General features: G+C 72.6%; 25 protein-coding genes. 14 read left to right on the top strand and 11 right to left on the bottom strand.

Translation table 11 applies throughout. The annotated features are described in order from the left end of the window. The first annotated feature begins 1 nt into the window (after position 1). Positions 2 to 2,080 (top strand): hypothetical protein, encoded by a 2,079-nt coding sequence (locus FZC61_RS11400; protein WP_148614285.1) that lies wholly within the window; start codon positions 2 to 4, stop codon positions 2,078 to 2,080. A 28-nt stretch (positions 2,081 to 2,108) separates the two neighbouring features. Here FZC61_RS11400 and greA read toward each other — a convergent pair whose 3' ends face one another. Both greA and FZC61_RS11390 read right to left on the bottom strand, forming a co-directional pair. After that, positions 2,109 to 2,615 (bottom strand): transcription elongation factor GreA, encoded by a 507-nt coding sequence (greA, locus tag FZC61_RS11395; protein WP_148614284.1) that lies wholly within the window; start codon positions 2,613 to 2,615, stop codon positions 2,109 to 2,111. Between the two features lie 142 nt (positions 2,616 to 2,757). Further along, positions 2,758 to 3,174, bottom strand: a complete 417-nt coding sequence (locus tag FZC61_RS11390) for a DUF4307 domain-containing protein (protein ID WP_148614283.1) — start codon at positions 3,172 to 3,174, stop codon at positions 2,758 to 2,760. Between the two features lie 57 nt (positions 3,175 to 3,231). On the opposite strand from FZC61_RS11390, the gene mca reads away from it, so the two are divergent. The 7 genes from mca (at position 3,232) to FZC61_RS11355 (ending at position 10,418) form a co-directional block, all read left to right on the top strand. Beyond that, positions 3,232 to 4,137 carry a mycothiol conjugate amidase Mca gene (gene mca, locus FZC61_RS11385; protein WP_148614282.1) on the top strand — a complete coding sequence of 302 codons (906 nt, stop codon included), beginning with the start codon at positions 3,232 to 3,234 and terminating at the stop codon, positions 4,135 to 4,137. 24 nt (positions 4,138 to 4,161) lie between these two features. After that, complete coding sequence (locus tag FZC61_RS11380) at positions 4,162 to 4,467, top strand: hypothetical protein (RefSeq protein WP_148614281.1); 306 nt, start codon at positions 4,162 to 4,164, stop codon at positions 4,465 to 4,467. Positions 4,468 to 4,671: 204 nt separating this feature from the next. Continuing rightward, positions 4,672 to 5,016, top strand: a complete 345-nt coding sequence (locus FZC61_RS11375) for a YciI family protein (protein WP_148614280.1) — start codon at positions 4,672 to 4,674, stop codon at positions 5,014 to 5,016. Then, positions 5,013 to 6,263, top strand: coding sequence for an RNA polymerase sigma factor (locus FZC61_RS11370; protein ID WP_246142636.1), 1,251 nt, complete (start codon positions 5,013 to 5,015; stop codon positions 6,261 to 6,263). The genes FZC61_RS11375 and FZC61_RS11370 overlap by 4 nt, the downstream gene beginning before the upstream one ends. Before the next feature lie 59 nt (positions 6,264 to 6,322). Then, on the top strand, positions 6,323 to 7,915 hold the full coding sequence (locus FZC61_RS11365; protein WP_148614279.1) for a GMC family oxidoreductase: 1,593 nt from the start codon (positions 6,323 to 6,325) through the stop codon (positions 7,913 to 7,915). Next, positions 7,912 to 9,456 carry an aldehyde dehydrogenase family protein gene (locus FZC61_RS11360; RefSeq protein WP_148614278.1) on the top strand — a complete coding sequence of 515 codons (1,545 nt, stop codon included), beginning with the start codon at positions 7,912 to 7,914 and terminating at the stop codon, positions 9,454 to 9,456. Before FZC61_RS11365 ends, FZC61_RS11360 begins: the two co-directional genes overlap by 4 nt. 119 nt (positions 9,457 to 9,575) lie before the next feature. Then, complete coding sequence (locus FZC61_RS11355) at positions 9,576 to 10,418, top strand: hypothetical protein (RefSeq protein ID WP_148614277.1); 843 nt, start codon at positions 9,576 to 9,578, stop codon at positions 10,416 to 10,418. Positions 10,419 to 10,441: 23 nt separating this feature from the next. Here the strand turns inward: FZC61_RS11355 and FZC61_RS11350 are convergent, their stop codons facing one another. From FZC61_RS11350 to FZC61_RS11340, 3 genes are all read right to left on the bottom strand, one after another. Then, positions 10,442 to 10,816 (bottom strand): thioredoxin family protein, encoded by a 375-nt coding sequence (locus FZC61_RS11350; protein ID WP_148614276.1) that lies wholly within the window; start codon positions 10,814 to 10,816, stop codon positions 10,442 to 10,444. 45 nt (positions 10,817 to 10,861) lie between these two features. After that, entirely contained in the window at positions 10,862 to 11,605 is a 744-nt protein-coding gene (gene trhA, locus FZC61_RS11345; protein WP_148614275.1) for a PAQR family membrane homeostasis protein TrhA, read from the bottom strand. A gap of 71 nt (positions 11,606 to 11,676) precedes the next feature. After that, the gene (locus FZC61_RS11340; protein WP_148614274.1) at positions 11,677 to 12,576 is read right to left on the bottom strand and encodes an AIM24 family protein; all 900 of its coding nucleotides are present in this window, start codon (positions 12,574 to 12,576) and stop codon (positions 11,677 to 11,679) included. 87 nt (positions 12,577 to 12,663) lie between these two features. Here FZC61_RS11340 and FZC61_RS11335 point away from each other — a divergent pair, with 87 nt between their 5' ends. The 3 genes from FZC61_RS11335 to FZC61_RS11325 all read left to right on the top strand — a co-directional run bounded on the left by FZC61_RS11335 (position 12,664) and on the right by FZC61_RS11325 (position 16,008). Then, entirely contained in the window at positions 12,664 to 13,446 is a 783-nt protein-coding gene (locus FZC61_RS11335; RefSeq protein WP_148614273.1) for an isoprenyl transferase, read from the top strand. Positions 13,447 to 13,781: 335 nt separating this feature from the next. Beyond that, positions 13,782 to 15,095 (top strand): RNA 5'-3' helicase PhoH2, encoded by a 1,314-nt coding sequence (gene phoH2 / locus FZC61_RS11330; RefSeq protein ID WP_148614272.1) that lies wholly within the window; start codon positions 13,782 to 13,784, stop codon positions 15,093 to 15,095. Positions 15,096 to 15,303: 208 nt separating this feature from the next. Beyond that, entirely contained in the window at positions 15,304 to 16,008 is a 705-nt protein-coding gene (locus FZC61_RS11325; RefSeq protein WP_246142635.1) for an aggregation-promoting factor C-terminal-like domain-containing protein, read from the top strand. Between the two features lie 18 nt (positions 16,009 to 16,026). Here FZC61_RS11325 and FZC61_RS11320 read toward each other — a convergent pair whose 3' ends face one another. Then, positions 16,027 to 16,614 carry a class I SAM-dependent methyltransferase gene (locus FZC61_RS11320; protein ID WP_148614270.1) on the bottom strand — a complete coding sequence of 196 codons (588 nt, stop codon included), beginning with the start codon at positions 16,612 to 16,614 and terminating at the stop codon, positions 16,027 to 16,029. Between the two features lie 119 nt (positions 16,615 to 16,733). Between FZC61_RS11320 and FZC61_RS11315 the strand changes: the two genes are divergently transcribed. Beyond that, a complete protein-coding gene (locus FZC61_RS11315) occupies positions 16,734 to 17,279 on the top strand; it encodes a CGNR zinc finger domain-containing protein (protein WP_246142655.1) in 546 nt (181 codons plus the stop codon). A 1-nt stretch (position 17,280) separates the two neighbouring features. Here the strand turns inward: FZC61_RS11315 and FZC61_RS11310 are convergent, their stop codons facing one another. From FZC61_RS11310 to FZC61_RS11300, 3 genes are all read right to left on the bottom strand, one after another. Next, entirely contained in the window at positions 17,281 to 17,979 is a 699-nt protein-coding gene (locus FZC61_RS11310; protein ID WP_148614426.1) for a class I SAM-dependent methyltransferase, read from the bottom strand. Between the two features lie 2 nt (positions 17,980 to 17,981). Then, complete coding sequence (locus tag FZC61_RS11305; RefSeq protein ID WP_148614425.1) at positions 17,982 to 19,334, bottom strand: class II fumarate hydratase; 1,353 nt, start codon at positions 19,332 to 19,334, stop codon at positions 17,982 to 17,984. A gap of 103 nt (positions 19,335 to 19,437) precedes the next feature. Further along, complete coding sequence (locus tag FZC61_RS11300; protein ID WP_148614268.1) at positions 19,438 to 19,854, bottom strand: hypothetical protein; 417 nt, start codon at positions 19,852 to 19,854, stop codon at positions 19,438 to 19,440. A gap of 151 nt (positions 19,855 to 20,005) precedes the next feature. On the opposite strand from FZC61_RS11300, the gene FZC61_RS11295 reads away from it, so the two are divergent. After that, positions 20,006 to 20,581 (top strand): NAD-glutamate dehydrogenase, encoded by a 576-nt coding sequence (locus FZC61_RS11295; RefSeq protein ID WP_148614267.1) that lies wholly within the window; start codon positions 20,006 to 20,008, stop codon positions 20,579 to 20,581. Between the two features lie 218 nt (positions 20,582 to 20,799). Beyond that, positions 20,800 to 21,099 (top strand): putative quinol monooxygenase, encoded by a 300-nt coding sequence (locus FZC61_RS11290; RefSeq protein ID WP_148614266.1) that lies wholly within the window; start codon positions 20,800 to 20,802, stop codon positions 21,097 to 21,099. Positions 21,100 to 21,492: 393 nt separating this feature from the next. On the opposite strand, the gene FZC61_RS11285 is transcribed toward FZC61_RS11290, so the two are convergent. Together FZC61_RS11285 and FZC61_RS11280 are read right to left on the bottom strand one after the other, a co-directional pair. Then, positions 21,493 to 22,737: an HNH endonuclease signature motif containing protein gene (locus FZC61_RS11285; RefSeq protein ID WP_148614265.1), complete on the bottom strand. Its 1,245-nt coding sequence runs from the start codon at positions 22,735 to 22,737 to the stop codon at positions 21,493 to 21,495. A 217-nt stretch (positions 22,738 to 22,954) separates the two neighbouring features. Next, positions 22,955 to 23,635: a spermine/spermidine synthase domain-containing protein gene (locus FZC61_RS11280; RefSeq protein ID WP_148614264.1), complete on the bottom strand. Its 681-nt coding sequence runs from the start codon at positions 23,633 to 23,635 to the stop codon at positions 22,955 to 22,957. Positions 23,636 to 23,675: the final 40 nt, after the last annotated feature.

Raw genomic sequence — 23,675 nt, 5'->3', positions numbered from 1 at the left:
CGTGACGACGCTGACTGCGAGGGCTGCGATCGCCGCGCTGCTCGCGCGCTACGACGACGACGCGTGGGTGGCGTTGGCCAACCGCGGTCTGCTGCGGCGTGCGCGCAAGGACCTCGAGGCGGTGACACCGGTGCTGGGCGGCACCACCGACGTCTCGGTCGAGGTGGTGGTGGGGGAGCGGACGGTGCGGTTCCCGCTCAGCGGCCCGGCCGAGGCGACCTGCGACTGCCCGAGCCCCGTGACCTGCCAGCACGTCCTGGCGGCCGGGCTCTGGCTCGCCACGCAGCACGTCGACCTCGCGCCGGGCGCAGACCCCGCGCTGGACGCCAACCCCGCCGACCCCGCCGACACCGGGCCCGACCCGGGTCAGGCCCTGCACGACGAGCTGATGGCGCTCGACGCCGCCGCACTCACCGCCTTCGCAGGACGGCCCGCGATGCGGTGGGCCCACCAGCACGTCGCCGACCTGGTCGCCGGCGACGAGCCGCCCCGGGTCAGCCGGGGTGCCTACCTCCGCATCACCTTCGGCCGACCCGAGGTCGTGGCCCGCTACGCCGGCGGCGGCCTCGACGGGCTCGTGCTCGACCAGGCGGTGTCGCAGCCCGCGCGTTGGAAGGTCGCCGCGGTGCTGGCCTGGCAGCGCGCGCACGGCCTGGTGCTCGAGGCGCCCGCCCCGCCGCGCAGCAGCGCCCCGACCGAGCGCGGCCTGTCCCGTGACGACTCCCGGGCCCGGTTGCGGGCGTCGGTGCGGGCCCTGCTCGAGGACCTCGTCCGCGTCGGGGTCTCCCACCTGTCCGACGCCTCGCTCGACCGGCTCACCACCGCCGCGACGTGGGCCCAGGGCGCCGACTACCCCCGGCTCGCCCTGCTCCTGCGCCGGCTGGCCGACCAGGTCGACCTCGCGCTCGGCCGCGACGCCTCCGCCGACGACCACCTGCTCCTCGACGAGGTCGCCCTCGCGTACGGCCTGGTCTGCGCGCTCGACGCGGCCGCGGCGCGCGGGGAGGCCCCGGCCCACCTCGTCGGTCGTGCCCGCACCTCCTACGACGCGGTCCGCTCGCTCGACCTCGTCGGCCTCGGCGGCCAGCCTTGGCGCACGCCGTCGGGCTACCACGGGCTGACGTGCGTGTTCTGGAGCCCCGAGCGCCAGCGGGTCTACACCTGGGGCGACGCGCGCCCCGAGGACGTGCCCGGCTTCGACCCGCGGTCACGCTGGACCCAGCCCGCGCCGTGGAAGGGCCTGGCCACCCCGGCCACCACCTCCGGACGCAGGCTCGTGCTCACCGGCGCCCAGGTCAGCGCCGACGGCCGCATCTCCGGCACCGAGTCGACCTCGGCCCTGGTGACGCCGACCGACAGCGACGGCCTCCTCGGCGTGCTGCCGGTCGTCGCCCGGTGGTCCGACCTCGAGGGCAGCCGGGGCACCCGCAGCCTGCTGGCCACGGCCGACCGGTCCGCGGCCTGGGCGGTGCTGCGTCCCGCCGTCCTCGGTGCCGCCGCCTTCGACCCGGCCCGCCAGACGCTGCTCTGGCCGCTGCTCGACCACACCGGTGACCAGGTCACGCTCGAGCTGCCGTGGTCGCGACTGCACGCGCACGCGATCGCGCGCGTCGAGGCGATCGGGTCGGTGCCGGCCGGGTCGCTGGTCGTTGCTCGCGTACGCCGCGTGCGCGGGTCCTGGGTCGGCGACCCGCTGAGCGTCGTGCGGCCCGACCGCGAGGTCAACCCGGTCGACGCCCTGCACTTCGACGGCGAGGCACGCTCGTCGCTGGTCGGCCGGCTGCTCGACACGGCGGTGCCCGACCGACCGGTCGACGACGGGCCCGACGAGACCGCGGGCCCCCCGCCGGGGCTGCCGACCACGCTGGTCGCGCTGCGCAGCCTGGTCGAGCAGCAGGCGCAGCGGGGCTGTGCGGGTGCGCCGCCCGGGTCGGTCCACGAGCGCGTCGGCGCCGCCCACCGGGCCCTGCGCGACGTGGGGTGGACGGTGTTCGGCGAGCCCGACGCCTCGGTCGAGGCGGCCGCGTTGCTGCTGCGCTCCCACTACCTGCTGCAGCAGGTCGAGCGCACCTTCCGCTGAGCCCGGGGCGAGGCGAGTCGGCGGCGACTCAGTCGGTGTAGGGCCTGGCGTCGAGCACGACGACCTGCAGGGTCTTGCCCGTCGGCGCCTCGAAGGCGACGGTGTCGCCCTTCTTGGCGCCCAGGAGCGCCTCGCCGAGGGGGGCCTGGGGGGAGTAGACGTCGACGTCGACGTAGTCCTCGTTCTCGCGAGCGCCGAGCAGGAAGGTCTCGGCCTCGTCGTCGCTGTCGCCCTCGAACTTGTAGGTCACGACCTTGCCGACCGAGACGACCCCGTCGTCGGCGGGCTGGTCGGACACGGCGTTGAGCAGCACGGCCTCGAGCTGGCGGATGTTGCCCTCGTTCTTGCCCTGCTCCTCGCGGGCGGCGTGGTAGCCGCCGTTCTCCTTGAGGTCGCCCTCGTCGCGGGCCTCGCTGATGCGGGTCACGATCTCGTCGCGCACGGGGCCCTTGAGGTGCTCGAGCTCGGCCTTGAGCTTCTCGTGGGCGCCGGCGGTCAGCCAGATGGTGCCGCTCTGCTCGGTCGACTGGGACATGGGTACTCCTGTGTGCTGCTCGATGGTGGTGCGGGACGTCACGCGCGGCGGCCCTCGGAGCGGGGCGACCGGAAACGGCGAGCCTACCAACAACCGCGCTCGCGCCGACGGGTGAAGCCGGCCGGTGCCGCGGGGCGGACGGTCAGCGGGGGCGGTTCTGGCCCGGGGCGGTGCACCCGACGAGCTCGACGGTGGTGGCCCGACGCTCGGTGCGGACCTCCTGCTGCACGACCCCGCCGGGGCCGGGGTCGGGGGCGAAGGAGGCGGAGCCGACGAGGGTGTGGTCCTCGGCGTACGCGCGCACGGTGCAGGTGGCCCGCACGCTGTCGTCGCTCAGGTCGACGGTGAACCGGGCGATCGCGGTGCTGTCGTCGACGATGTCGAAGGTCAGGTCGCCGGAGGCCACGTCGGGGGTGGCCTGCGCGAGCGTGGCCCAGCCGAGCCACCCGGCGAACGCGAGCACCACGACCAGCGCCGAGACCACCACCGCGCGGCGGCGCCACGGCGCGGGCGCGCCGTAGCGGGCGGCCAGGTCGGTGCTCGGGTCGGTCGTGGTCACCCCCCGATCCTAGAGCCGAGTCCCAGGCGGGGGGCGGGGCGCTCCTAGGATGAGGCCATGCCGCACGACCCCCAGGCCGCCGCGCCCCGCGCGGGCCACCGGCTCATGCACGTCCACGCCCACCCCGACGACGAGTCGAGCAAGGGGGCCGCGTCGACGGCCAAGTACGTCGCCGAGGGCGTCGACGTCCACGTCGTCACCTGCACCGGCGGCGAGCGTGGCTCGATCCTCAACCCCAAGATGGACCGGCCCGACGTGCTGGCCAACATCACCGAGATCCGCCGCCAGGAGATGGAGCGGGCCCGCGACATCCTCGGCGTCCGTCAGGACTGGCTCGGCTTCGTCGACTCCGGCTGGCCCGAGGGCGACCCCAAGCCGCCGCTGCCCGAGGGGTGCTTCGCGCTGGTCCCGCTCGAGGAGGCGACCGAGCGGCTGGTGCGCTTCATCCGGTCCTTCCGCCCCCACGTGATGACGACCTACGACGAGCGCGGCGGCTACCCCCACCCCGACCACATCCGCTGCCACGAGGTCAGCGTGGCGGCGTTCGAGGCCGCCGCCGACCCCGACCGGTTTCCCGACGCCGGCGAGCCCTGGCAGGTCCTCAAGCTCTACTACCACCACGGCTGGAGCTACCCCAAGATCACCGCGCTGCACCAGGCGATGCTCGACCACGGCCTCGAGTCGCCCTACGAGGAGCGCCTCGCGGAGTGGGTCCACGACCCCGAGTGGGACAAGCGCGTCACCACCAAGGTCGAGTGCGGCGCCTACTTCGGCGTGCGCGACCAGGCGCTGCTGGCCCACGCCACGCAGATCGACCCCGACGGCTTCTGGTTCTCCATCCCGCGCGAGGTCCAGGTCTCGGTGTGGCCGACCGAGGACTACGAGCTGGTCACCAGCCACGTCGAGTCGCCCCTGCCCGAGACCGACCTGTTCGCCGGCATCGACCTGTCATCTTCCGGGTGACGGCACGGGTGCGACACTGAACCCATGAGCATGACCGCGTTGCCGCTCCTGCTGACCGCTGCCGGCGAGATCTCCGACAAGGACAAGTACCCCGTCGCGGGCTGGACCGCGTTCGCCATCTTCGGCCTGCTCGCCCTGGCCGTCGTGGTCCTCGGCTTCAGCCTGACCAAGCGCCTCAAGAACGTCGAGAAGGCCGCCCAGGCCGGTCTCTACGACCCCAGCGACCCCAAGCGTCGCGACCGCCCGGCCCGCGGCCTGGCCGCGGCGCGCCAGTTGCGTGAGCAGTCCGCGGCCGCGGACGCCGCCGACGCCGCCGACCGCGACCGCTGACCCCCGTCTCCCGCCGACCCGTCGCGTAGACGCGACGGGTCGATCGACATCTCCGCCGACCCGTCGCGTAGACGCGACGGGTCGGCGAGGGTGTCAGGGAAAATAGGTGTGGCTGCGATGTCCTTCCGGGGCCGGACCGTTCGTCTCTAGGGTGAGTTCGGCGATCACGCCGTTCCGACACCTTCGGATCCCCAGGAGCACGACATGCCTCTGTACGCCGCCGTCATCTACACCTCCGACATCGACTGGACCCTCCCCGAGCACGCCGACGTCATGGCGGAGTACGGCGAGTTCAGCGCCTCGGCCGCCGCCGTCATGCGCGGCGGCGCCGCGCTCTACCCGACCGCCACGGCCACGACGGTCCGCGTGAGCGAGAAGGGGGGTGACGTCGTCACCTCCGACGGCCCGTACGCCGAGACCAAGGAGGCGCTGACCGGGTTCTTCCTGCTCGAGTGCGCCGACCTCGACGAGGCGATCGCCCGGGCCGCGGCCATCCCGGCCGCCTGGAACGGCGCGGTCGAGGTCCGTCCCGTCATCCCGATGGGGTGACCGCCCCCTCGTCCCAGGAGGCGCAGGCGCGTCGCGCCCTGGTCCGGCTGGTCCGTGACTCGGGGCGCGACGTGCTCGCCACCCTGGCCCGCCACACCGGCGACCTCGGCCTGGCCGAGGACGCCGTCCAGGACGCCGTCCTGCGCGCGCTCGAGACGTGGCCGCGCGACGGCGTCCCCGACAACCCGGTGGCCTGGCTGCGCCTGGTCGCCCGCCGTCGGGCGGTCGACCTGGTCCGCCGGGAGGCGGCCCGACGGCCCAAGGAGGAGGCGGCGGTGGAACCCCACGACGACACCCCCGACGACACCCCCGGCGCTGGCGACCCCTGGGACGACTCCCGCCTCGACGACGACCTGCTGCGCCTGGTGTTCACCTGCTGCCACCCCAGCCTGGCGCCCACCACCCAGGTCGCGCTCGCGCTGCGCACCCTGTGCGGGCTCGACACCGCCGAGGTCGCCCGGGCGCTGCTGACCACCGAGGCATCGATGGCCAAGCGGCTGACGCGAGCGCGGCAGAAGATCCGCGACGCCCACATCCCCTACCGGGTGCCCGCCGACCACGAGCTGCCCGAGCGTTGGGCCGCGGTGCTGGCGACGGTCTACCTGGTCTTCAACGAGGGGTACGCCGCCGGCAGCGGTGACGCGCTCGTGCGGCCCGCGCTGGTCGAGGAGGCGCTGCGGCTGGCCCGGCTGCTCGTCCGGCTCCAGCCCGACGACCCCGACGCACTGGGACTGCTGGCGCTGCTGCTGCTCCAGGACTCCCGCCGCGCGGCGCGGTCCGCACCCGACGGGCGCCCGCTGCTGCTCGCCGAGCAGGACCGCAGCCGCTGGGACGCAGCCTGTGTCCGCGAGGGCGTCGCACTGGTGGGCGAGGCGTTGCGTCGCTCGCCCGAGCGGCCGCGCACCTACGTCGTGCAGGCGGCGATCGCGGCCTGCCACGCCCTCGCCCCGTCGTACGACGAGACCGACTGGGGTGCCGTGGTGTCCTGGTACGACGTGCTGCTGAGCCTCGACGACGGCCCGGTCGTGCGGCTCAACCGGGCCGCCGCGGTCGCGCACCGCGACGGCCCGGGCGCCGGTCTCGCGCTCATGGACGCGATCGGGGGGCTCGAGCGCTACCCGTGGTGGCACGCCTCGCGGGCCGTCCTGCTGCGACGGCTCGACCGTCACGACGAGGCAGCGCAGGCCGACCGGGCGGCGGCCGCCCTGCCGCTCAACCAGGCGCAGAAACAGCTGCTGCAGCCGTGATCCCGTCAATTTGAGACGTCACCCTGACGCCTGCCTTACCGCGGAGTAAGTTCGCTGACGTGACCCAGGACACTTACGACTACGTCGTCGTCGGCGCCGGAAGTGCGGGCGCCGTGCTCGCCGCCCGGCTGACCGAGGACCCCGCCACCACCGTGCTGCTCGTCGAGGCCGGGGGAGCCCCCGAGATCGACGAGGTGATGATCCCCGCCGGCTTCGTGGGCCTGGTCCAGACCAAGTGGGACTGGAACTACAAGACGACCGAGCAGAAGCAGCTGCACGGGCGTCGTACGAGCTGGCCGCGGATGAAGGCGCTGGGCGGCTGCTCGGCGATCAACGCGATGATCTACATCCGCGGCAATGCGGTCGACTACGACGCCTGGCGCGACCAGTACGGCGCGACCGGCTGGGGCTACGAGGACGTGCTGCCCTACTTCAAGAAGGCCGAGGGCAACACCCGCCTCGGCGGTCGCTACCACGGCACCGACGGGCCGCTGGTCGTCGAGGACCGCCGCTACGACCACGAGCTCACGAGTGCCTGGGTCGAGAGCGCCGTCGCGAGCGGGCTCAAGCGCAACGACGACTTCAACGGCGCCGAGCAGGAGGGGGTCGGTCCCTACCAGGTGACCTGCAACGGCGGGCGTCGCTGGTCGACGTACGACGCCTACCTCAAGCCCGCGATGGGTCGGCCCAACCTCACCGTCGCGACCGGGGCCCTGGCCTCGCGCATCGAGATCGACGGCACCGGCGCCCAGGCCCGCGCCACCGGCCTGACCTTCCGCCAGAGCGGCCAGGAGCACACCGTCCACGCGCGGCGCGAGGTGCTGCTCAGCGGTGGTGCGATCAACAGCCCGCAGCTGCTGATGCTCAGCGGTGTCGGGCCCCGCGCCCACCTGGCCGAGCACGGCATCACCGCCAAGGTCGAGCTGGCCGGTGTCGGCTCCGGCATGCAGGACCACCCCTTCACGCCGATGGTGTGGCACACCAAGGACACCACCGACCTCGCCGACCTCAACACCCTCGGCAACTTCGTGAAGTGGAAGACCCGCAAGAAGGGGCCGCTGACCTCCAACGTCGCCGAGACCGGCGGGTTCTGGTCCTCGCGCGACGGCCTCCCCGCGCCCGACCTGCAGGCCCACGTGCTGCCGACCGGCCTCTACGGCGACGGCATGGTCGAGCCCTCGAGCCGCATGGTCACGGTGCTGTCGACCCTGGTCGGCACCGGCAGCCGCGGCTCGGTGCGGCTGCGCTCGGCCGACCCGACCTGGCACCCCGCCATCGACGCCGCCTACTTCGACGACCAGGCCGACCTCGACGCCATGCTCGCCGGCTGCCGGCGGATCATGGAGATCACCCAGCAGGGGCCGATCTCCGCGATGATCGACCGGCCCTTCGAGCTCGACACGACGCCGTCCGACGACGACCTGATCGAGCACATCCGCCGCCACACCCAGACGACCTACCACCCGACCTCGACCTGCGCGATGGGCTCGGGCGAGGACGCCGTGGTCGACGCCGACCTGCGCGTGCGCGGTCTCGACGGGCTGCGCGTCGTCGACGCCTCCGTCATGCCGGCCGTCCCGCGCGGCAACACCAACGCCCCGACCATCATGGTCGCCGAGAAGGCGGCCGACCTCATCAGGAGCGCCCGATGACCACCGACCAGACCGAGCAGACCCGCCACGACCAGCAGACCTTCGACTCGCTCAGCCCGATGAACGGCGACGTCGTCGGCACCCACCCCGTCCACTCCGCCGAGGACGTCTCGGCCGCGGTGCTGCGCGCCCAGCAGGAGGCGGCCTGGTGGTCGGCCCTGTCGCACGACGAGCGCGCCGAGCTGCTGCAGAAGTGGAAGGGCGTGATCACCCGCCGCCTGTCGCAGCTCGCCGAGCTCATGCACCAGGAGACCGGCAAGCCCCACGGCGACGCGCTGCTCGAGGCGTCGCTGGCCATCGACCACCTCGACTGGGCGGCCAAGAACGCCGGCAAGGTGCTCAAGCGCCGCAAGGTCCCCTCGGGCCTGCTCATGGCCAACCAGGCCGCGAGCGTCGAGTACAAGCCCCTCGGCGTCGTCGGCGTCATCGGGCCCTGGAACTACCCGGTCTTCACGCCGATGGGCTCGATCGCCTACGCCCTGGCCGCCGGCAACGCCGTGGTCTTCAAGCCCTCCGAGTACACCCCCGGCGTGGGCGAGTGGCTGGCCCGTACCTTCCGCGAGGCCGTCGGCCGCCCGGTCTTCACCGTCGTCACCGGCCTCGGTGAGACCGGCGCCGCCTTGTGCCACGCCGGGGTCGACAAGGTCGCCTTCACCGGCTCGACGGCCACGGGCAAGCGCGTGATGGCCGCCTGCGCCGAGCACCTCACCCCGGTCGTCATCGAGGCCGGTGGCAAGGACGCCGTCATCGTCGACCACGACGCCGACGTCGAGGCCGCCGCCGACGCCGTGCTGTGGGGCGCCTGCGCCAACGCCGGCCAGACCTGCACCGGGGTCGAGCGCGTCTACGTGCACGAGAAGGTCTACGACGCCTTCGTCGCCGCCGTCGTCAAGCAGGCCGAGACGCTGCGCGCCGACGAGTCGCCCGACAGCCCCCTGGGCCCGATCACCATGCCCCAGCAGATGGACGTCATCCGCTCCCACATCGACGACGCTTTGGCCCGCGGCGGCCGTGCGCTGGTCGGTGGGTCGGGGGCCGTCGGCGACCGGTTCGTGCAGCCCACGATCCTGGTCGACGTGCCCGAGGACTCCCTGGCCGTGTGCGAGGAGACCTTCGGGCCGACCGTCACGATCGCCCGCGTCGGCACCGTCGAGGAGGCGATCCGCCGGACCAACGCCACGGCGTACGGCCTGGGCTCGACGGTCTTCTCCCAGGCCCGCGGCATGGAGATCGCCGACAAGATCCGCTCCGGCATGACCGCGATCAACGGGGTCATCACGTTCGCCGCGATCCCCTCGCTGCCCTTCGGTGGTGTCGGCGACTCGGGCTTCGGGCGCATCCACGGGCCCGACGGGCTCAAGGAGTTCACCTACGCCAAGGCCATCGCCCGCCAGCGCTTCAAGCCGGTCATGCCGCTGACGTCGTTCAAGCGCACCGCCAAGCACGAGCAGCAGCTGGTGCAGATGATGACGATGCTCCACGGCCGGGGCACGACGCTGCCCAAGGCCGGCAAGCCGGTGAAGAAAGGCCGTCGTTCGTAGAGTCGGGCGGTGATGCGTCGTCGTCCCGCCGTCCGGGCCCTGCTGCTCCTGGCGCTGCTGGTCGCCCTCGGCGGCTGCGCCCACGAGGACGACGACGCCATCCCGGCCCCGGTGACGCCGTGGGGGCCGGGTCGACCGGGCCGCGCGAGATCCGCACCATCACCCTCGACCCCACGCCCCTGCCGCCGCCGACCGGTCGGGTCCGCGCCGACCTGCGGCAGTCGTCGATCGACGCCTCGCTGGGCCGGATGCAGGTGTGGGTGCGCAACGACACCGTGCGCGACCTCGTGCCGACGGCGATCCGCTACCTCGACGACCGGTTCCCGCGGGTGCTGGTCGGCGACCGGCTGCGGCTCGACCCCGCCCGCTCCGAGCGCGGCTACTCGTTGCTGCTGCCGGCGCGCCCCGACTGCGGGCGCGCCCTGGCCGACCCGCGCCAGGACACGACGAGGGGCGTCGTCGAGGTCGTCACCGCCGACGGCACCCGGCGGGTGCCGGTCGAGGACGAGGCCGACGTGGTCGCGCGCTACGTCGAGAACCGCCGCGAGGAGATCGCCCTCGCCCAGGTGGCCACGCTGCGCTGGAGCGACGGGGTGTCGGTCGACCTGACGGCCGCGCCTCCGGTCGGTCGGCCGACGCTGGTCGTCGTCTCGTCGGGTCGCCCCGGTCGCACGCTCGTGATCGACAGCGTCGCGGGCTCCCACCTGCTCCAGTCGACCTCCGAGCCGCCCCGCTGGGACCCCGCCGTCCGCATCGCCTCCGACGACGACGTCACCCGCATCCCGCTGCCCCTCGAGCCGGCGCGGTGCGACGTGCACGCCTTCATCGAGGGCGGCGGGGCCACGGCGTTCCGGGTGCGCTACCACCTCGACGGCGAGGCCGGCGAGGTCCTGCTGCGGATGAGCCCCACGGGTGCCCGGCACGCCCTCGACTTCGCGCGCGAGGCGTGCGGTCTCGACTGAGCCGCCGGGGGCCCGGGGGCCGGTCAGCCCTGCTCGGCCTGCTGGGCCGCTGCGACCTGGGCGTGGACCTGGGCCATGTCGAGGCCGCGCACGCCGGCGATGACCTGGTCGAGCGCCGCCGGCGGCAGCGCGCCGGGCTGCTGGAAGACCAGCACGCCCTCGCGGAAGACCATCAGCGTCGGGATGGAGCGGATGCCGGCGGCGGCCGAGATCTCGCGCTGCTCCTCGGTGTTGATCGAGCCGAAGGTGATGTCGGGGTGGGCCTGCGAGGCAGCCTCGTAGGTCGGGGCGAACTGCTGGCACGGGCCGCACCACGAGGCCCAGAAGTCGACGAACAGGATGTCGTCGTCCTCGACGTGGGTGGCGAAGTTGTCGTCGGTCAGCTCGATGGTGGCCATGGGTCCACGGTAAGCGGTCGGGTCCAGCGACCCGGCCGCACGGCCTCAGCGCAGCGAGTAGGTCGCGATCGAGATCCCGACGTAGTGGGCGGTGAACGCCAGGATCGTGAAGGTGTGGAAGACCTCGTGGAAGCCGAAGTACTGCGGCCACGGGTTGGGGCGCTTGAAGCCGTAGACGATGCCGCCGATGGTGTAGAGCGCCCCGCCGACGGCGATCAGGACCAGGACGGCGATAGCCGCGCCGGTGCCGAGCACCGTCTGCGCCCCGTTGATGAAGCCCGGGATGAAGAACACCGCGGCCCAGCCCAGCCCCATGTAGAGCGGGGTGTAGAGCCAGCGCGGCGCGTCGGTCCAGAACACCCGGAACAGCACCCCGAGCAGGGCACAGCTCCACACCGTCGTCAGCAGCACGACCCGCTGGGTGCCGTCGAGCAGGATCAGGGTGAGCGGTGTGTAGGAGCCCGCGATGAGCACGAAGATGTTGGCGTGGTCGAAGCGGCGGAGGAACGCCCAGACCTTCGGCGACCACGTGCCGGTGTGGTAGATCGCCGAGACCCCGAACAGCAGCAGGGCGCTGGCGGCGAAGACCGCCGAGCCGATGCGGGTGTTGACGGTGGGGGACAGGCAGATCAGGACGATCCCACCGGCCAGGGCGAGCGGCGCGGTGCCGAGGTGCAGCCACCCCCGCAGCCGCGGCTTGACCGCGGCCAGGGTCTGCTCGGCCCGGTCGCCGATCGTCTCCAGGCCGGCGCGAACCACCTCGTTGGCGTTGTGGAGGGCCGGCTTCATGGGCCGAGCGTATCGGGGGACAGGTGGCGACCGCGTCCTTCGTCGGGATGAGCGCGGTCACGCCACGGCGGTCACGCCTGGCCCGGCAGGTGCAGGCCCTCGGACGGCTGCACGATCACGAAGCCCTGGCCCTGGAACGCGACCTGCACGGCCTCGCCCGACCCGCGGCCGATCAGGGCGCCGGCGCTCATCGTCGACTTCAGCGAGGTGTCGAGGTGGGCCGACCACGCGACGATCGCGTCGGTGTCGGCGTACGTCGGCGCCTCGGCGGCGTTGAGGACCACCGGTTCGCCGTCGGTGACGATCGCGAGCCAGCCGGTGCCGCGCAGCGTGGTGTTGAACAGGCCGCCGGCCAGCATGCTCGCGCCCTTGACCCGCTCGATGTTCCACTGCAGCGACGACGAGAAGGCCAGCACGAACTTGCCGTTGGCCGAGATGCCGGTGTTGTCGAGGTGGAGCAGGTGCACGTGCTTGGCGGTGTCGGCGAGGAACACGTCGCCCTGGCCCTCGACGCGCATCAGCGGCAGACCCTCGCCGGTCAGCGCCTTCTTGATGACGCGCCCCGCGCTGCCGGCGCCCTGGTAGGCGAAGGTGACGTTGCCCTGGTAGGCGACCATCGCGCCCTGGCGGGCCAGGAACGGCTCGGTGACCCGCACCCGCAGCAGCTTGTTGTTCTGCAGCTGGGGGCCGCTCCCGGAGACCTCGGCGTACCGACCGTCGATGAGGTCGCCGGAGATCCCGGCGAACGCGTCGCCGGTGAACCCCTGCCCGTACTGGGCCTGGGGCTGGGCCTGTGGTTGGGGCTGGGCCTGGGGGTGGGCCTGGGCGACGTGCTGGGGCTGGGCCGGGCCGGCGTCCATCGGGGACGTCGACTGCACGCCCCGGTCGACGACGTGCTCGGTCCACTGGGTGCCGTCCCAGTAGCGCATCTCGTGGCGTCCGGTCGGGTCGGGGTGCCAGTCAGCAGTCATCGGTCAGGTCGCTTCCTCGGGTCGGGAGCGTGGCGACGTCGGCGTCGCTTCGCACGCAGGGCTCTCGGGGTGTCCTACCATCGCCAGGTGGCGGACTGGAAGCGAGGACTGCGTCGGGTGCTCTACCCGGCCTACGAGGCGCGCGTGCTGCGCGGCATCGAGCCGCTGTCCGACAGCCTCCCGAAGCACGTCGGGGTGATGCTCGACGGCAACCGTCGCTGGGCCCGTGCGGTGGGTCGCGACACCGCCCACGGCCACCAGGCCGGCGCCGCCAACATCGAGCCGCTGCTGGGCTGGTGCGACGAGGTCGGCATCCAGGTCGTCACCTTGTGGCTGCTGAGCACCGACAACCTCAACCGTCCCGCCGCCGAGCTCGAGCCGCTGCTCGAGATCATCGCCGAGGCCGTCGACTCCCTGGCCGACCAGCGCCGCTGGCGGCTGCACCCGGTCGGCGCCCTCGACCTGCTGCCCGACGACATCGCGCGCCGGCTCAAGGCCGCGGCCGAGGCGACCGCCGACGTCGACGGCATGCTCGTCAACGTCGCCGTGCCCTACGGCGGGCGCCGCGAGATCGCCGACGCCGTCCGCTCGCTGCTCCACGAGCACGCGGCGAAGGGCACCACCCTGGAGGAGCTCGCCGACATCATCGACGTCGAGCACATCGCCGACCACCTCTACACCAAGGGCCAGCCCGATCCCGACCTGGTGATCCGCACCTCCGGCGAGCAGCGGCTCGGCGGGTTCCTGCTGTGGCAGAGCGCCAAGTCGGAGTTCTACTTCTGCGAGGCCTACTGGCCCGACTTCCGCCGCGTCGACTTCCTGCGCGCCATCCGCGCCTACGCGCTGCGCGAGCGGCGCTACGGGGTCTGAGGGCCGGCGTCGATCCCGGCGCCCTGCCTGGTGTCGGACTGGTGTCCGATCCGCAACACGACCGTCACCTGCCCGTCATCCCGCGTTCGGGCGTGTCGCCGGGAAACACCCTGTGCGCCGACGTACCGTCGCAGGCAGTGGCGAGTGGGGAAGCTCGCCGCAACCAGGAGGCCCGAGCGTGAGCGATCACGACCTTTGCACCGTCACCGGCAGCGTCGCTGCCGGCGCGGTGGGAGGGCGCCGGCACTCCGGCGTTCGGGCATCCTCCCGGTCCACCTGCGCTGACTAGACGACCGGGCGAGGAGTGCGCGCGCGGTCACTGAAGGGGAACCCCCGTGGCCACTTCCGCAGAACGCGCCCGCACCTACGTGCTCGACACCAGCGTGCTGCTCGCTGATCCCGGCGCCATGCGTCGCTTCGAGGAGCACGAGGTCGTGCTCCCCGTCGTGGTGATCACCGAGCTCGAGGGCAAGCGGCACCACCCCGAGCTCGGCTTCTTCGCCCGCTCGGCCCTGCGGATGCTCGACGACCTGCGGGTCACGCACGGGCGGCTCGACGAGCCGGTCCCGATCGGTGACCACGGCGGCACCCTGCGCGTCGAGCTCAACCACACCGACCCCGGTGCGCTCCCGTCGGGGTTCCGGCTGGGTGACAACGACACCCGCATCCTGGCCGTCGCGCGCAACCTCGCCGACGAGGGGCACCTGGTCACGGTGGTGTCCAAGGACCTCCCGATGCGCATCAAGGCCTCCGTCGTGGGTCTCGACGCCCAGGAGTACCGCGCCGAGGCGATCAGCGACTCCGACACCGGCTACTCCGGCATGGCCGAGCTCGACGTCGAGGCCGGCGTGCTCGACGAGCTCTACGACGACGGCACCGTCGACCTCGAGAGCGCCCGCGACTACCCCTGCCACCAGGGCCTGGTCCTGGTCTCCGACCGCGGTACGGCGCTCGCGCGGGTCGGCCCCGACAAGCACGTCCACCTCGTGCGCGGCGACCGCGAGGCCTTCGGCATCCACGGCCGCAGCGCCGAGCAGCGCGTCGCCCTGGAGATGCTGCTCGACCCCGAGGTCGGCATCGTCTCGCTGGGCGGGCGCGCCGGCACCGGCAAGTCGGCCCTCGCCCTGTGCGCAGGTCTCGAGGCGGTCATGGAGCGCCGCCAGCACCAGAAGGTCGTGGTGTTCCGCCCGTTGTTCGCCGTCGGCGGCCAGGAGCTCGGCTACCTGCCCGGCTCGGAGACCGAGAAGATGTCGCCGTGGGGCCAGGCGGTCTTCGACACGCTCGGCTCGATCACCTCCAAGGACGTCGTCGACGAGATCCTCGACCGCGGCATGCTCGAGGTGCTCCCGCTCACCCACATCCGCGGCCGCTCGCTGCACGACGCCTACGTCATCGTCGACGAGGCCCAGTCACTCGAGCGCAACGTGCTGCTCACGGTGCTCTCACGCATCGGCGCCAACTCCAAGGTCGTGCTGACCCACGACGTCGCCCAGCGCGACAACCTGCGCGTCGGGCGCCACGACGGCGTGGTCGCGGTCATCGAGAAGCTCAAGGGCCACCCGCTGTTCGCCCACGTGACCTTGACGCGCTCCGAGCGCTCGCCGATCGCGGCCCTGGTCACCGAGATGCTGGAGAACGTCACGGTGTGATCTGTGTGCCGGGTGCGCCTCGTGTGACTCACGAGGCGCACCCGTCATCATTTCCAGCCAGTTTTGTCCAGGGTCTTTGGCCGTTCGGTTTGCACGCCTTGGGCCTTGCGGGCATGGTGGAGGGGATCTTCCGCGGTCCCGAGGGGGCCAGCCGATCGCTACCGACCGACTGTCGTCCATCCTCTGGGTACTCATTTTGTCGAAGCACGTGAAGCACAACCCCAAGCACCGTGGCGCCCCCAAGCGACCTGTGGTCCCCGAGATCCTCGAGTCCGCGCCCCGCAAGGTCGTCGGCACCACGGCCCTCCTCGGCTCGTTGGCCGTCGCCGCCACTGGCGTCACCGTCGCCGGGGGCGTGGCCGCCGGATCGTCGGCCGGCACGGCCCCGGCCGTCAACGCGACCGACCCGGGGTCGCAGGGCGGCTCCACCCCGATCGACGACCTGCTGGGCCACCCGTCGGCGGCCCAGCTCGCCTCCGCGCCCGTCGTACGCCGGGCGCCCACGCTCTCGCGCTCGGCCGACCGTCGCGACCGCACCGACCCGGTCAAGGAGGCGGCCCTGTCCGCCGAGCCCGCCGGCGAGGTCGAGACCGGCTCGAAGAACCTCGCCGAGGCCGACCCGCGCCAGGTCGCGATGGCGCTGCTGGCCGAGTTCGGCTTCTCGTCCGACCAGTTCGGCTGCCTGGACTCCCTCTACACCCGCGAGTCCGGCTGGAACGTCTATGCCGACAACCCGTCGTCGTCGGCCTACGGCATCCCGCAGGCCCTCCCGGGCTCCAAGATGGCCTCGGCCGGCCCGGACTGGGCGACCAACCCGGTCACCCAGATCCGCTGGGGCCTGGGCTACATCCAGGACCGCTACGGCAGCCCCTGCGGCGCCTGGGGGCACTCGCAGTCCTACGGTTGGTACTGAGCGCGGCCTGAGGGTCCCTCAGAGCGCCAGCAGCAGGTAGCGCTCGTCGTCGATCGGGCCGCCCCAGTAGACGTCGTCGGTGAGCGGCACGACCCGGACGTCGGTGGCGTGCGGCTCCAGGAGCGCCCGGCACTCGTCGGCGCCGATGCCGGCTCCGGTGTGCCACCGGCCCTCGACCAGCACCAGCCGGCCCCCCGGGCGCAGCAGCCCGACCCAGCGTGCCAGCGCGGCCGCCGGGTCCGGCAGCGCCCACAGCACGTGGCGGCAGAGCACCACGTCGGCCGACGTCTCGTCGTACGGCGGCACGGCGGCGTCGCCGACCACGACGGTGACGTCGAGCCCCGCGGCGGTCGCCTTGGCCCGCGCCCGCTCGACCATCGCGGGGGACAGGTCGGTGCCGCGGACGCGGTGGCCGGCCTCGGCGAGCAGCACCGAGAGCGTGCCGGTGCCGCACCCGAGGTCGACGACGTCGCTGGGCGGCGCCGGCAGGTGCGCGGCCAGCAGCTGGCGCCACGCCTCACGGGTGGCGGGGTCGCCGAGGCCGTGGTCGGGCTCGTCGTCGAACGTCGCAGCCTGGCCGTCCCAGTAGTCGCGGTGGTCGTCCACGGGTCCTCCCGAGAGTCGGTCGTCACTGGCGAACGGAGTATCGTCAGTGACGTGACCCCAACCTATGGTGCGCCGTGGTGACTGGTCAAATGTCGTTCGACAGTCACCTGTTGACGTTGGTGGAGGTGGCCGCCCGTCTGGTCAACGAGCTCACGCCCGGTCACCGCCGCGGTCGCCCCTACGACGCCCCGGCCGGTCGCGAGCGCGTGCGTGCGACGGCGGCCGCCCTCGGCGGCGACGGTCGGCGCACCCCCGAGGTCTCGGACGCGGACGCCGTCGCCCTGGCCGGGCACGCCGCCGCGATGCGGACGTGCTTCCAGGCCTGCGACGCGGGGCAGGACGACGACCTCGCTCGGGCCGCCGCCACCGTCAACGCGATGCTGCGGGCCACCGGGGCGCGACCGCAGCTCGACGCGCTGCCCGGCGGGGGCTGGCACGTGCACTTCCACGGCCGCGACGACTCGCTCGCCGTGGGCTGGGCGGCCGGGTGCGCGACCGGGCTGGCCCTGGCCATGGGCAGCGACCTCGCGGGCCGTCTCGGGGTGTGCGCTGCCGAGCGGTGCGACCGCGTCTACGTCGACACCTCCAAGAACAGCACGCGCCGGTTCTGCTCCACCTCCTGCCAGAACCGGGTGAAGGCGGCGGCCTACCGGGCGCGCCGCTGACTCACCGGGCCACGAACACGGTCACGTGCCCGGCGTACTCCCGCGGCCAGCCGTCGCGGGGGAGCGACCAGGCCACGTCCTCCTGGCTGGAGTCGAGGTAGGTCAGCGCCGCGTCGCGGTCGGGGAAGGCAGCACGGGTGACCAGGTCGTCGCGGCGTACGTCGTCGAAGTGGGCGCGCAGTGCGACCTCGCCGTTCTCGCTGGAGAAGTGGGTCAGGACCGGGCCGCCGCCCGCGTCGCGGCGCAGGTCGGCGACGTGCTCGTCGCCGTTGGTGACCGCGACGAAGGTGCCGCCGGGGCGCAGCACGCGCCGGGCCTCGGCGAGCGCCCGGTGCAGGTCGGGCACGTGGTAGAGCATCCACAGCGCCGCGACCGCGTCGAAGGCGTCGTCGGCGAACGGCAGGTCCTGGGCGTCGGCGACGCGGGCCTCGAGCCCCCGGGTCGCGGTCATCGCGACCAGGTGCGCGGACTGGTCGACCGGGACCACTGCGGCGTCGGGCAGGGCATCGGCGAGGCGGGCCGCGAAGGCGCCCGTCCCGCAACCGATCTCGAGCACGTGGTGCGGGGCGCCGGCCACGACGGCGGCGAGCGCCTCGGTGGCGGGGTCGCGGCCGTCGGCCGTGGGGTGCCACACGGAGATACGGGTGGCGAGGTGCTGGTCGTCACGGTACTGGCGTGCGACGTGGTCGCGGTCGGTCATGCTCACGGGTGCGTCATCGCCTCGACGTCGAGGGCGGCGTCGAGCTCGGCCTCGCTCAGCTCGCCGCGCTCGACGTAGCCCAGGGCGAGGACGGTCTCGCGGATGGTGCGTCCCTGCGCCAGGGCCTGCTTGGCGATCGTGGCGGCGGCCTCGTAGCCGAGGTGCTTGTTGAGGGGCGTGACGACCGACGGGGACGACTCGGCGTAGCGACGCATCCGCTCGGGGTCGGCGGTGATGCCGTCGACGCAGCGGTGGGCCAGCAGGGTGGTCGAGGTCGCCAGCAGGCGCACCGACTCGAGCACGTTGCGGGCGATCACCGGCATCGCGACGTTGAGCTCGAAGCTGCCGCTCGCGCCGGCCATGGTGACCGCGGCGTCGTTGCCGACGACCTGGAAGCACACCATGAGCGTGGCCTCCGGCAGCACGGGGTTGACCTTGCCGGGCATGATGCTCGACCCCGGCTGCAGGTCGGGCAGGTGGATCTCGGCGAGCCCGGTCGTCGGCCCCGACGACATCCAGCGCAGGTCGTTGCAGATCTTGACCAGGCCGACGGCGATGGTGCGCAGCACCCCGCTCAGCTCGACGAGCGAGTCACGGGTGCCCTGGGCCTCGAAGTGGTCGCGGGCCTCGGTGAACTCCTGGTTGGTGGCCTGCGACAGCACCTCGATCACGCGCGCCGCGAAGCCGGGCGGGGTGTTGATGCCGGTGCCGACGGCCGTGCCGCCCAGGGGCAGCTCGCGCACCCGCGGCAGGACCGCGACGAGCCGCTCGGCGGCGTACCGCAGGGTCGCGGCGTAGCCGCCCAGCTCCTGGCCGAGCATGACGGGCGTCGCGTCCATCAGGTGCGTGCGGCCCGACTTGACCAGGCCGGCGAACTCCTCGGCCTTGGCCGTCAGCGAGGCCTGCAGCGTGGCGAGCGCCGGCAGCAGGTCGTCGACGACCGCGAGGGTGACGGCGACGTGGATGGCGGTGGGGAAGGTGTCGTTGCTTGACTGGCTGGCGTTGACGTGATCGTTGGGGTGGACGTCGGTGCCGGCCCGCGCGGCGAGGGAGGCGATGACCTCGTTGGCGTTCATGTTGCTGCTGGTGCCCGAGCCGGTCTGGAACACGTCGACCGGGAACTCCGCGTCGTGCTCGCCGGCTGCGACCGCGCGCGCTGCCGTGGCGACGGCCTCGCTCAGCGCGGGTGGGAGCACGCCGAGCTCGCCGTTGACCACCGCGGCCGCCGCCTTGACGTGGCCCAGGGCGTGCACCAGGGCCGGCTCGATCGGGGTGCCGCTGATCGGGAAGTTCTCGATCGCGCGCTGGGTCTGGGCCCGCCAGAGCGCCTCCTGCGGCACCTCGACCTCACCCATCGAGTCGTGCTCGGTCCGAGTCTTCGCGGTGTCCACCGATCCACCGTAACCAGGACCGGTCGCCGCCGCCGCGCCCGGTGCGGCGCGGGTGCGGCCCGAGGCGCTAGCGGTGGACCAGCCGGAAGGTCGTCGGCGCGCTACGGCGTACGGATTGGTCGCGGAAGTCGTAGGAGGTGATCTTGAGGCGGATCGTGTGCCGCCCGGGCCGGGTGCTCACGTCGCAGAAGCGGAAGCGGCCGGTTCCCGCCGCGGGCTGGCGACCGGACTCGTAGGTCAGCGTGGCGATGTTGGTCCCGGCGGGGTTGGCCAGGGTGATCTCGGCCATCCACGTGTCGCCGGGCACGTCGATCCGGTAGTGGAACGGGTAGCTGCGGCAGCCCTCCCGCAGCGTCTGGCGCTCGGCGGTCGCGGAGCCCCACGACGAGCCGGTGTCGGCCACGGCAGGGGCCGGGCTGCTGAACGCCAGGAGAGCAGCGACGAGGGCGAGCACGGTCAGCACGGCGGGCAGGAGTCGCTTCATGAGTTGAGTGTGACGAGGTGTCACATTAAACCGCGATGACCCCGGTCACTCCGGGTCCATGACGTGCAGCACACCCGAGCGCTCGTCGTCCTCGCACACCTGTGCCCGGGTCAGGCCTCGCCGGATGTCAGCCCCTGCCTATCCTGCTCGCATGTCGCAGTGGCTGGAGGACCTCAGCACCCTTCAGGTGCTGCTGCTCGTCGTGGGCGTCCTCCTCGGTGGCTCCGTGCTCGCCACCCTGCTCGGCGCCCTGCTGGTCCGGCTCGGGATGCGACGTCCGTGGGTGGTCGACCGCGCGAGCCAGCTGTCGTTCAGGCTGCTCGGCCTGATCAAGCGACCGCTGACCATCGTCGTGCTCGACGAGGTGGCCGCGGTGATCCAGACCGGCCACTACACCAAGAACATCTCCGACGCCCTGCTCGAGAACCACGACGAGCTCAAGGCCTTGGTCGCCGAGAAGGTCCGCGCCGACCCCAACGCCCGGCTGGTCAGCAAGCTGCCCGGCTACGACGCGATCGTCTCGGAGGCCTCCGAGACCGTCCTGCGGGTGCTCATCGACATGCTCAGCGACCCCCGGATGGACGAGCTGGTCTCCGACCTGCTGCGCAACAACCTTGAGCAGATCAAGATCGCCGTGCGCGAGCGCGCCCACGAGCAGGTCGGCGAGATGAAGCCCGCCGACCCCATCCCGGCCTCGGCTCCGGTCGACCGGGCGCGGCGGCGCTGACGCGTCCTGGCCTCGGTCGTCGACACCGTGACTGTTGGCGTCAGTCGGGTGAACAACGCTGTGCGGCATGGTCGGGCGTTGCCTTCAGGGCGGCAGGATGGTTGGACGGCCAGTGGTCTGGCGTGCGATGCGGGGTCCTATGCCTCGGCACCGCCGAGGAGTAGCGTCGACGGGCGGTCGTTCTCCCCGACTGCATCCCACGCAGAAGGAGTCCGTCCATGGTGACTAAAGCCCTCCTCGTTCGACTTGAGGCCCTGCCGGGCAAGGAAGCAGAGCTCGCCGAGTTCCTCACGGGAGCACGCGCGATCGTGATGGACGAGCCAGGAACCACCGCCTGGTTCGCGATCCAGTTCGGACCCTCAACCTTCGGCGTGTACGACGTCTTCCCCGATGACGAGGCGCGCGATGCCCACCTGGCGGGCGGTGTCGGTCAAGCGCTAGGACCTAACACTGGCGTCCTTTTCTCTGAGCCCCAGATCGAGAAGATCGACATCCTCGCCGAGAAGCTCCCGGGGTAGCCCAGCGGCCCGGTCGCAAGACCAAAGGACTGACCGACCGACGCAACTTAGGCGAGCGGGGCGTCAGGCGCGGCGTGACCGGCGGAGCCCTCCTGGCGGCATGGTCGGGCCCCGCCCGCCTGGCGGCGTGTGCGGCTTGCGTGCTCGAACAACGTTTAGGGGTTCCCCACGGTCGTGCAGGTCCACGTCAGGGCACGGTCCCTTCGGCATTCACTAATCGGTTAGTGAATGCCGAAACCACTAGCCACTCACCGGGGCACGGCCTCGAGACCTCCCGGGTTGGCCGCGTCCCTCCAAGGGCCTCGACGCTCCTCGCTGGCGCTCGTCCAACCTCGACCACCGCGCCCGACTCTCGGCAAAGTCGGGCGGATCACCCCGACTCATTCAGAACCGTCAGGTGCGCATGGGGTCGGTGCTGGGGTCGTGGGCGCGTGCGTGGTGGTAGGGGCACAGCAGCTGGGTGGTGCGCAGGTCGGTGCCGCCGCCTTGGGCCCAGGGGATTTGGTGGTGGGCGTGGCACAGGTAGCCGGGGACGGTGCAGCCTGAGTGGTGTTGGCAGTGGCGTTGCTCGATGATCGCGGCGAGGCGTTGGGCGGGGGTGTGGAAGCGGCAGGTGCGGCCCAGGGCGAGGACCTCACCGTTGGCGTTCATCCACGCCGGGATGATCCCGGCGTCGCAGGCCATGCGGAGGTACTCGGTGTGGCTGATCCTGGTGCCGGTCTCCAGGGTCGCGGCCTTGATCTTGCCTTGGAGGATCTCGTAGTCGCCGATGACGACGACGGTGGCCGACAGGCCCCCGATCTTCGGGAGCTGGGTGGGGTCGTAGCCGCCGATCCATTCGATGAACGCGTGGCCCATCCGCTCGGCCGACGGGGTCTTCCAGTCATAAGCCCCGGCGCCCTGTGCTGCGCGTACGTGTTTGGGGGCGGCCAGTGCGTGGAGCTGTTTGCGGAACGCGTCGGCGATGGCGGTGGGGATGGTGAACCGGCCGTGGGTCAGCCCGTCACCGGCGTTGGCCATCGACAGCTTCGTCTTCGCCCGGGCCCGGGCCTCCTGGGCTTCGAGGGCCTTGGCCTCCCGCTTCTCGAACCCGGTGGGGTCCAGGCGTTCCCAGATCGCCTGCCCCAGACCGACCAGGGCGTCGGCGTCACAACCGCCGGTCGCTTCGTTGAGCAGGAACGCCTCCGCGCGGGCCTGGTCGTGCGCGGACACGAGTTCGGCATCGAGCAACGCGACTTGGTCGGCGATCGCCTGGGCCTGCTCGGCGTGGATCTCACCGCGTGCGGTCGCCGCACGCGTCGGCTCCAAGTCACCCAGCGCCTCGGCGAGCCGGACCTTGCCCCGTGCGGTGCGCCGGGTGACCCCGGTGGTGCGTTGGACCCACCGTGCGGTGTCACGATACTGACCCTCAGCCGGAAGGCCGAGGACTCCGGCCTGGCCGATCGCACGCGCCTCGACCTCCGCGACCCCGGCCGCGACCCGAGCCGCCAGCGCGACCACCCGGGTGGTGGTCTCGGCATCCATCGACCAGGTCGGGACGTCAGCGAGACCCTTCAGGTCGTCGAGCACCGAGCACAGCAGCGCCTCGATCGGGTGACCCGATCGAGGTGTCGTGGTGGTGTCGGTGTGCTCGGCCATGGGTCCATTCCAGCACCGGCAACCGACAGTCCGGGGTCGAGTTTCCCGCTCAACCACGGGGGTTGTGGACAACCCGACCGTCGTTGCGACCTGTGGACGACTCGTGGTTGTTTCCACAGTCGGGTGGGTGGGCAGCGGACGTTGCGGGGGTCTCGAGGCTCCTCGCTAGCGCTCGTCGCACCTCGACCACCGTGGGGGCGCCTCGACCGCGGTGGGGCTAGACCGAGCCGACGTAGAGCCAGTACTGCTCGTCCCGCTCCTGCAGCCGTACGTCGAGCGGCACCGCCCGTGTAGTCGTGAACACCGGACCCATCGCGTCGGCGAGATCGGGTGCCTCTGCGGCCGACCACACCGCCAGTGCGCCGCCAGGGCGCAGGGTCGCGTGCACGGCCTCGAGGAACGGTCGGGCGTAGAGCGCGGCGTTGGCGTCGTGCACCAGGTAGCCCGGACCGTTGTCGACGTCGAGCAGCACCAGGTCGTACGACGCCGGGCGGGCCTCCGCGACGGCGACCGCGACGTCGGCGACGACCAGCCGGACCCGGTCGTCGGCCAGCAGCGAGGGGCCGTGCGCGACGGTGCCGTCGCGCATCCAGTCCACCAGCGCCTGCTCGATCTCGACCACCGCGCAGACCTCCACGCGGGGGTCGGCGAGCACCTCGCGCATCGTGAATCCCAGCCCGAGGCCGCCGACCACCACGGCTCGTGGCGAGGCCACCTGGGCCAGGGCGGCGGTCGCGAGGGCCCGCTCCGAGGCGACCTCGACGGTGTCCATCACGAAGACGCCGTTGGCGCGCAGCTCCAGCCCGCCGGCGGTCGTGTCGTCGGGTCCGGGCCGGCGCTCGCGCAGCACCAGCTCACCGCGCTCGGTCTCGGCCCGTGCGATCTCGACGTACTCCATGGCGATCAGCGTTCCACCCGCCCGGAGGCGACGGCACCAG

This window comes from Nocardioides rubriscoriae (assembly GCF_008087085.1).
GTDB classification, from domain to species: domain Bacteria; phylum Actinomycetota; class Actinomycetes; order Propionibacteriales; family Nocardioidaceae; genus Nocardioides; species Nocardioides rubriscoriae.
This window is presented reverse-complemented; position numbering and strand designations above follow the sequence as displayed.

Coding starts and splice junctions, on each gene's coding strand:
- FZC61_RS11360 (WP_148614278.1), top strand. CDS start 7,912: ATGACCACCGACCAGACCGAGCAGACCCGCCACGACCAGCAGACCTTC.
- mca (WP_148614282.1), top strand. CDS start 3,232: ATGCCGCACGACCCCCAGGCCGCCGCGCCCCGCGCGGGCCACCGGCTC.
- FZC61_RS11350 (WP_148614276.1), bottom strand. CDS start 10,816: ATGGCCACCATCGAGCTGACCGACGACAACTTCGCCACCCACGTCGAG.
- FZC61_RS11280 (WP_148614264.1), bottom strand. CDS start 23,635: ATGGAGTACGTCGAGATCGCACGGGCCGAGACCGAGCGCGGTGAGCTG.
- trhA (WP_148614275.1), bottom strand. CDS start 11,605: ATGAAGCCGGCCCTCCACAACGCCAACGAGGTGGTTCGCGCCGGCCTG.
- FZC61_RS11295 (WP_148614267.1), top strand. CDS start 20,006: ATGTCGCAGTGGCTGGAGGACCTCAGCACCCTTCAGGTGCTGCTGCTC.
- FZC61_RS11340 (WP_148614274.1), bottom strand. CDS start 12,576: ATGACTGCTGACTGGCACCCCGACCCGACCGGACGCCACGAGATGCGC.
- FZC61_RS11375 (WP_148614280.1), top strand. CDS start 4,672: ATGCCTCTGTACGCCGCCGTCATCTACACCTCCGACATCGACTGGACC.
- greA (WP_148614284.1), bottom strand. CDS start 2,615: ATGTCCCAGTCGACCGAGCAGAGCGGCACCATCTGGCTGACCGCCGGC.
- FZC61_RS11305 (WP_148614425.1), bottom strand. CDS start 19,334: ATGGGTGAGGTCGAGGTGCCGCAGGAGGCGCTCTGGCGGGCCCAGACC.
- FZC61_RS11290 (WP_148614266.1), top strand. CDS start 20,800: ATGGTGACTAAAGCCCTCCTCGTTCGACTTGAGGCCCTGCCGGGCAAG.
- FZC61_RS11380 (WP_148614281.1), top strand. CDS start 4,162: ATGAGCATGACCGCGTTGCCGCTCCTGCTGACCGCTGCCGGCGAGATC.
- FZC61_RS11310 (WP_148614426.1), bottom strand. CDS start 17,979: ATGACCGACCGCGACCACGTCGCACGCCAGTACCGTGACGACCAGCAC.
- FZC61_RS11285 (WP_148614265.1), bottom strand. CDS start 22,737: ATGGCCGAGCACACCGACACCACCACGACACCTCGATCGGGTCACCCG.
- FZC61_RS11300 (WP_148614268.1), bottom strand. CDS start 19,854: ATGAAGCGACTCCTGCCCGCCGTGCTGACCGTGCTCGCCCTCGTCGCT.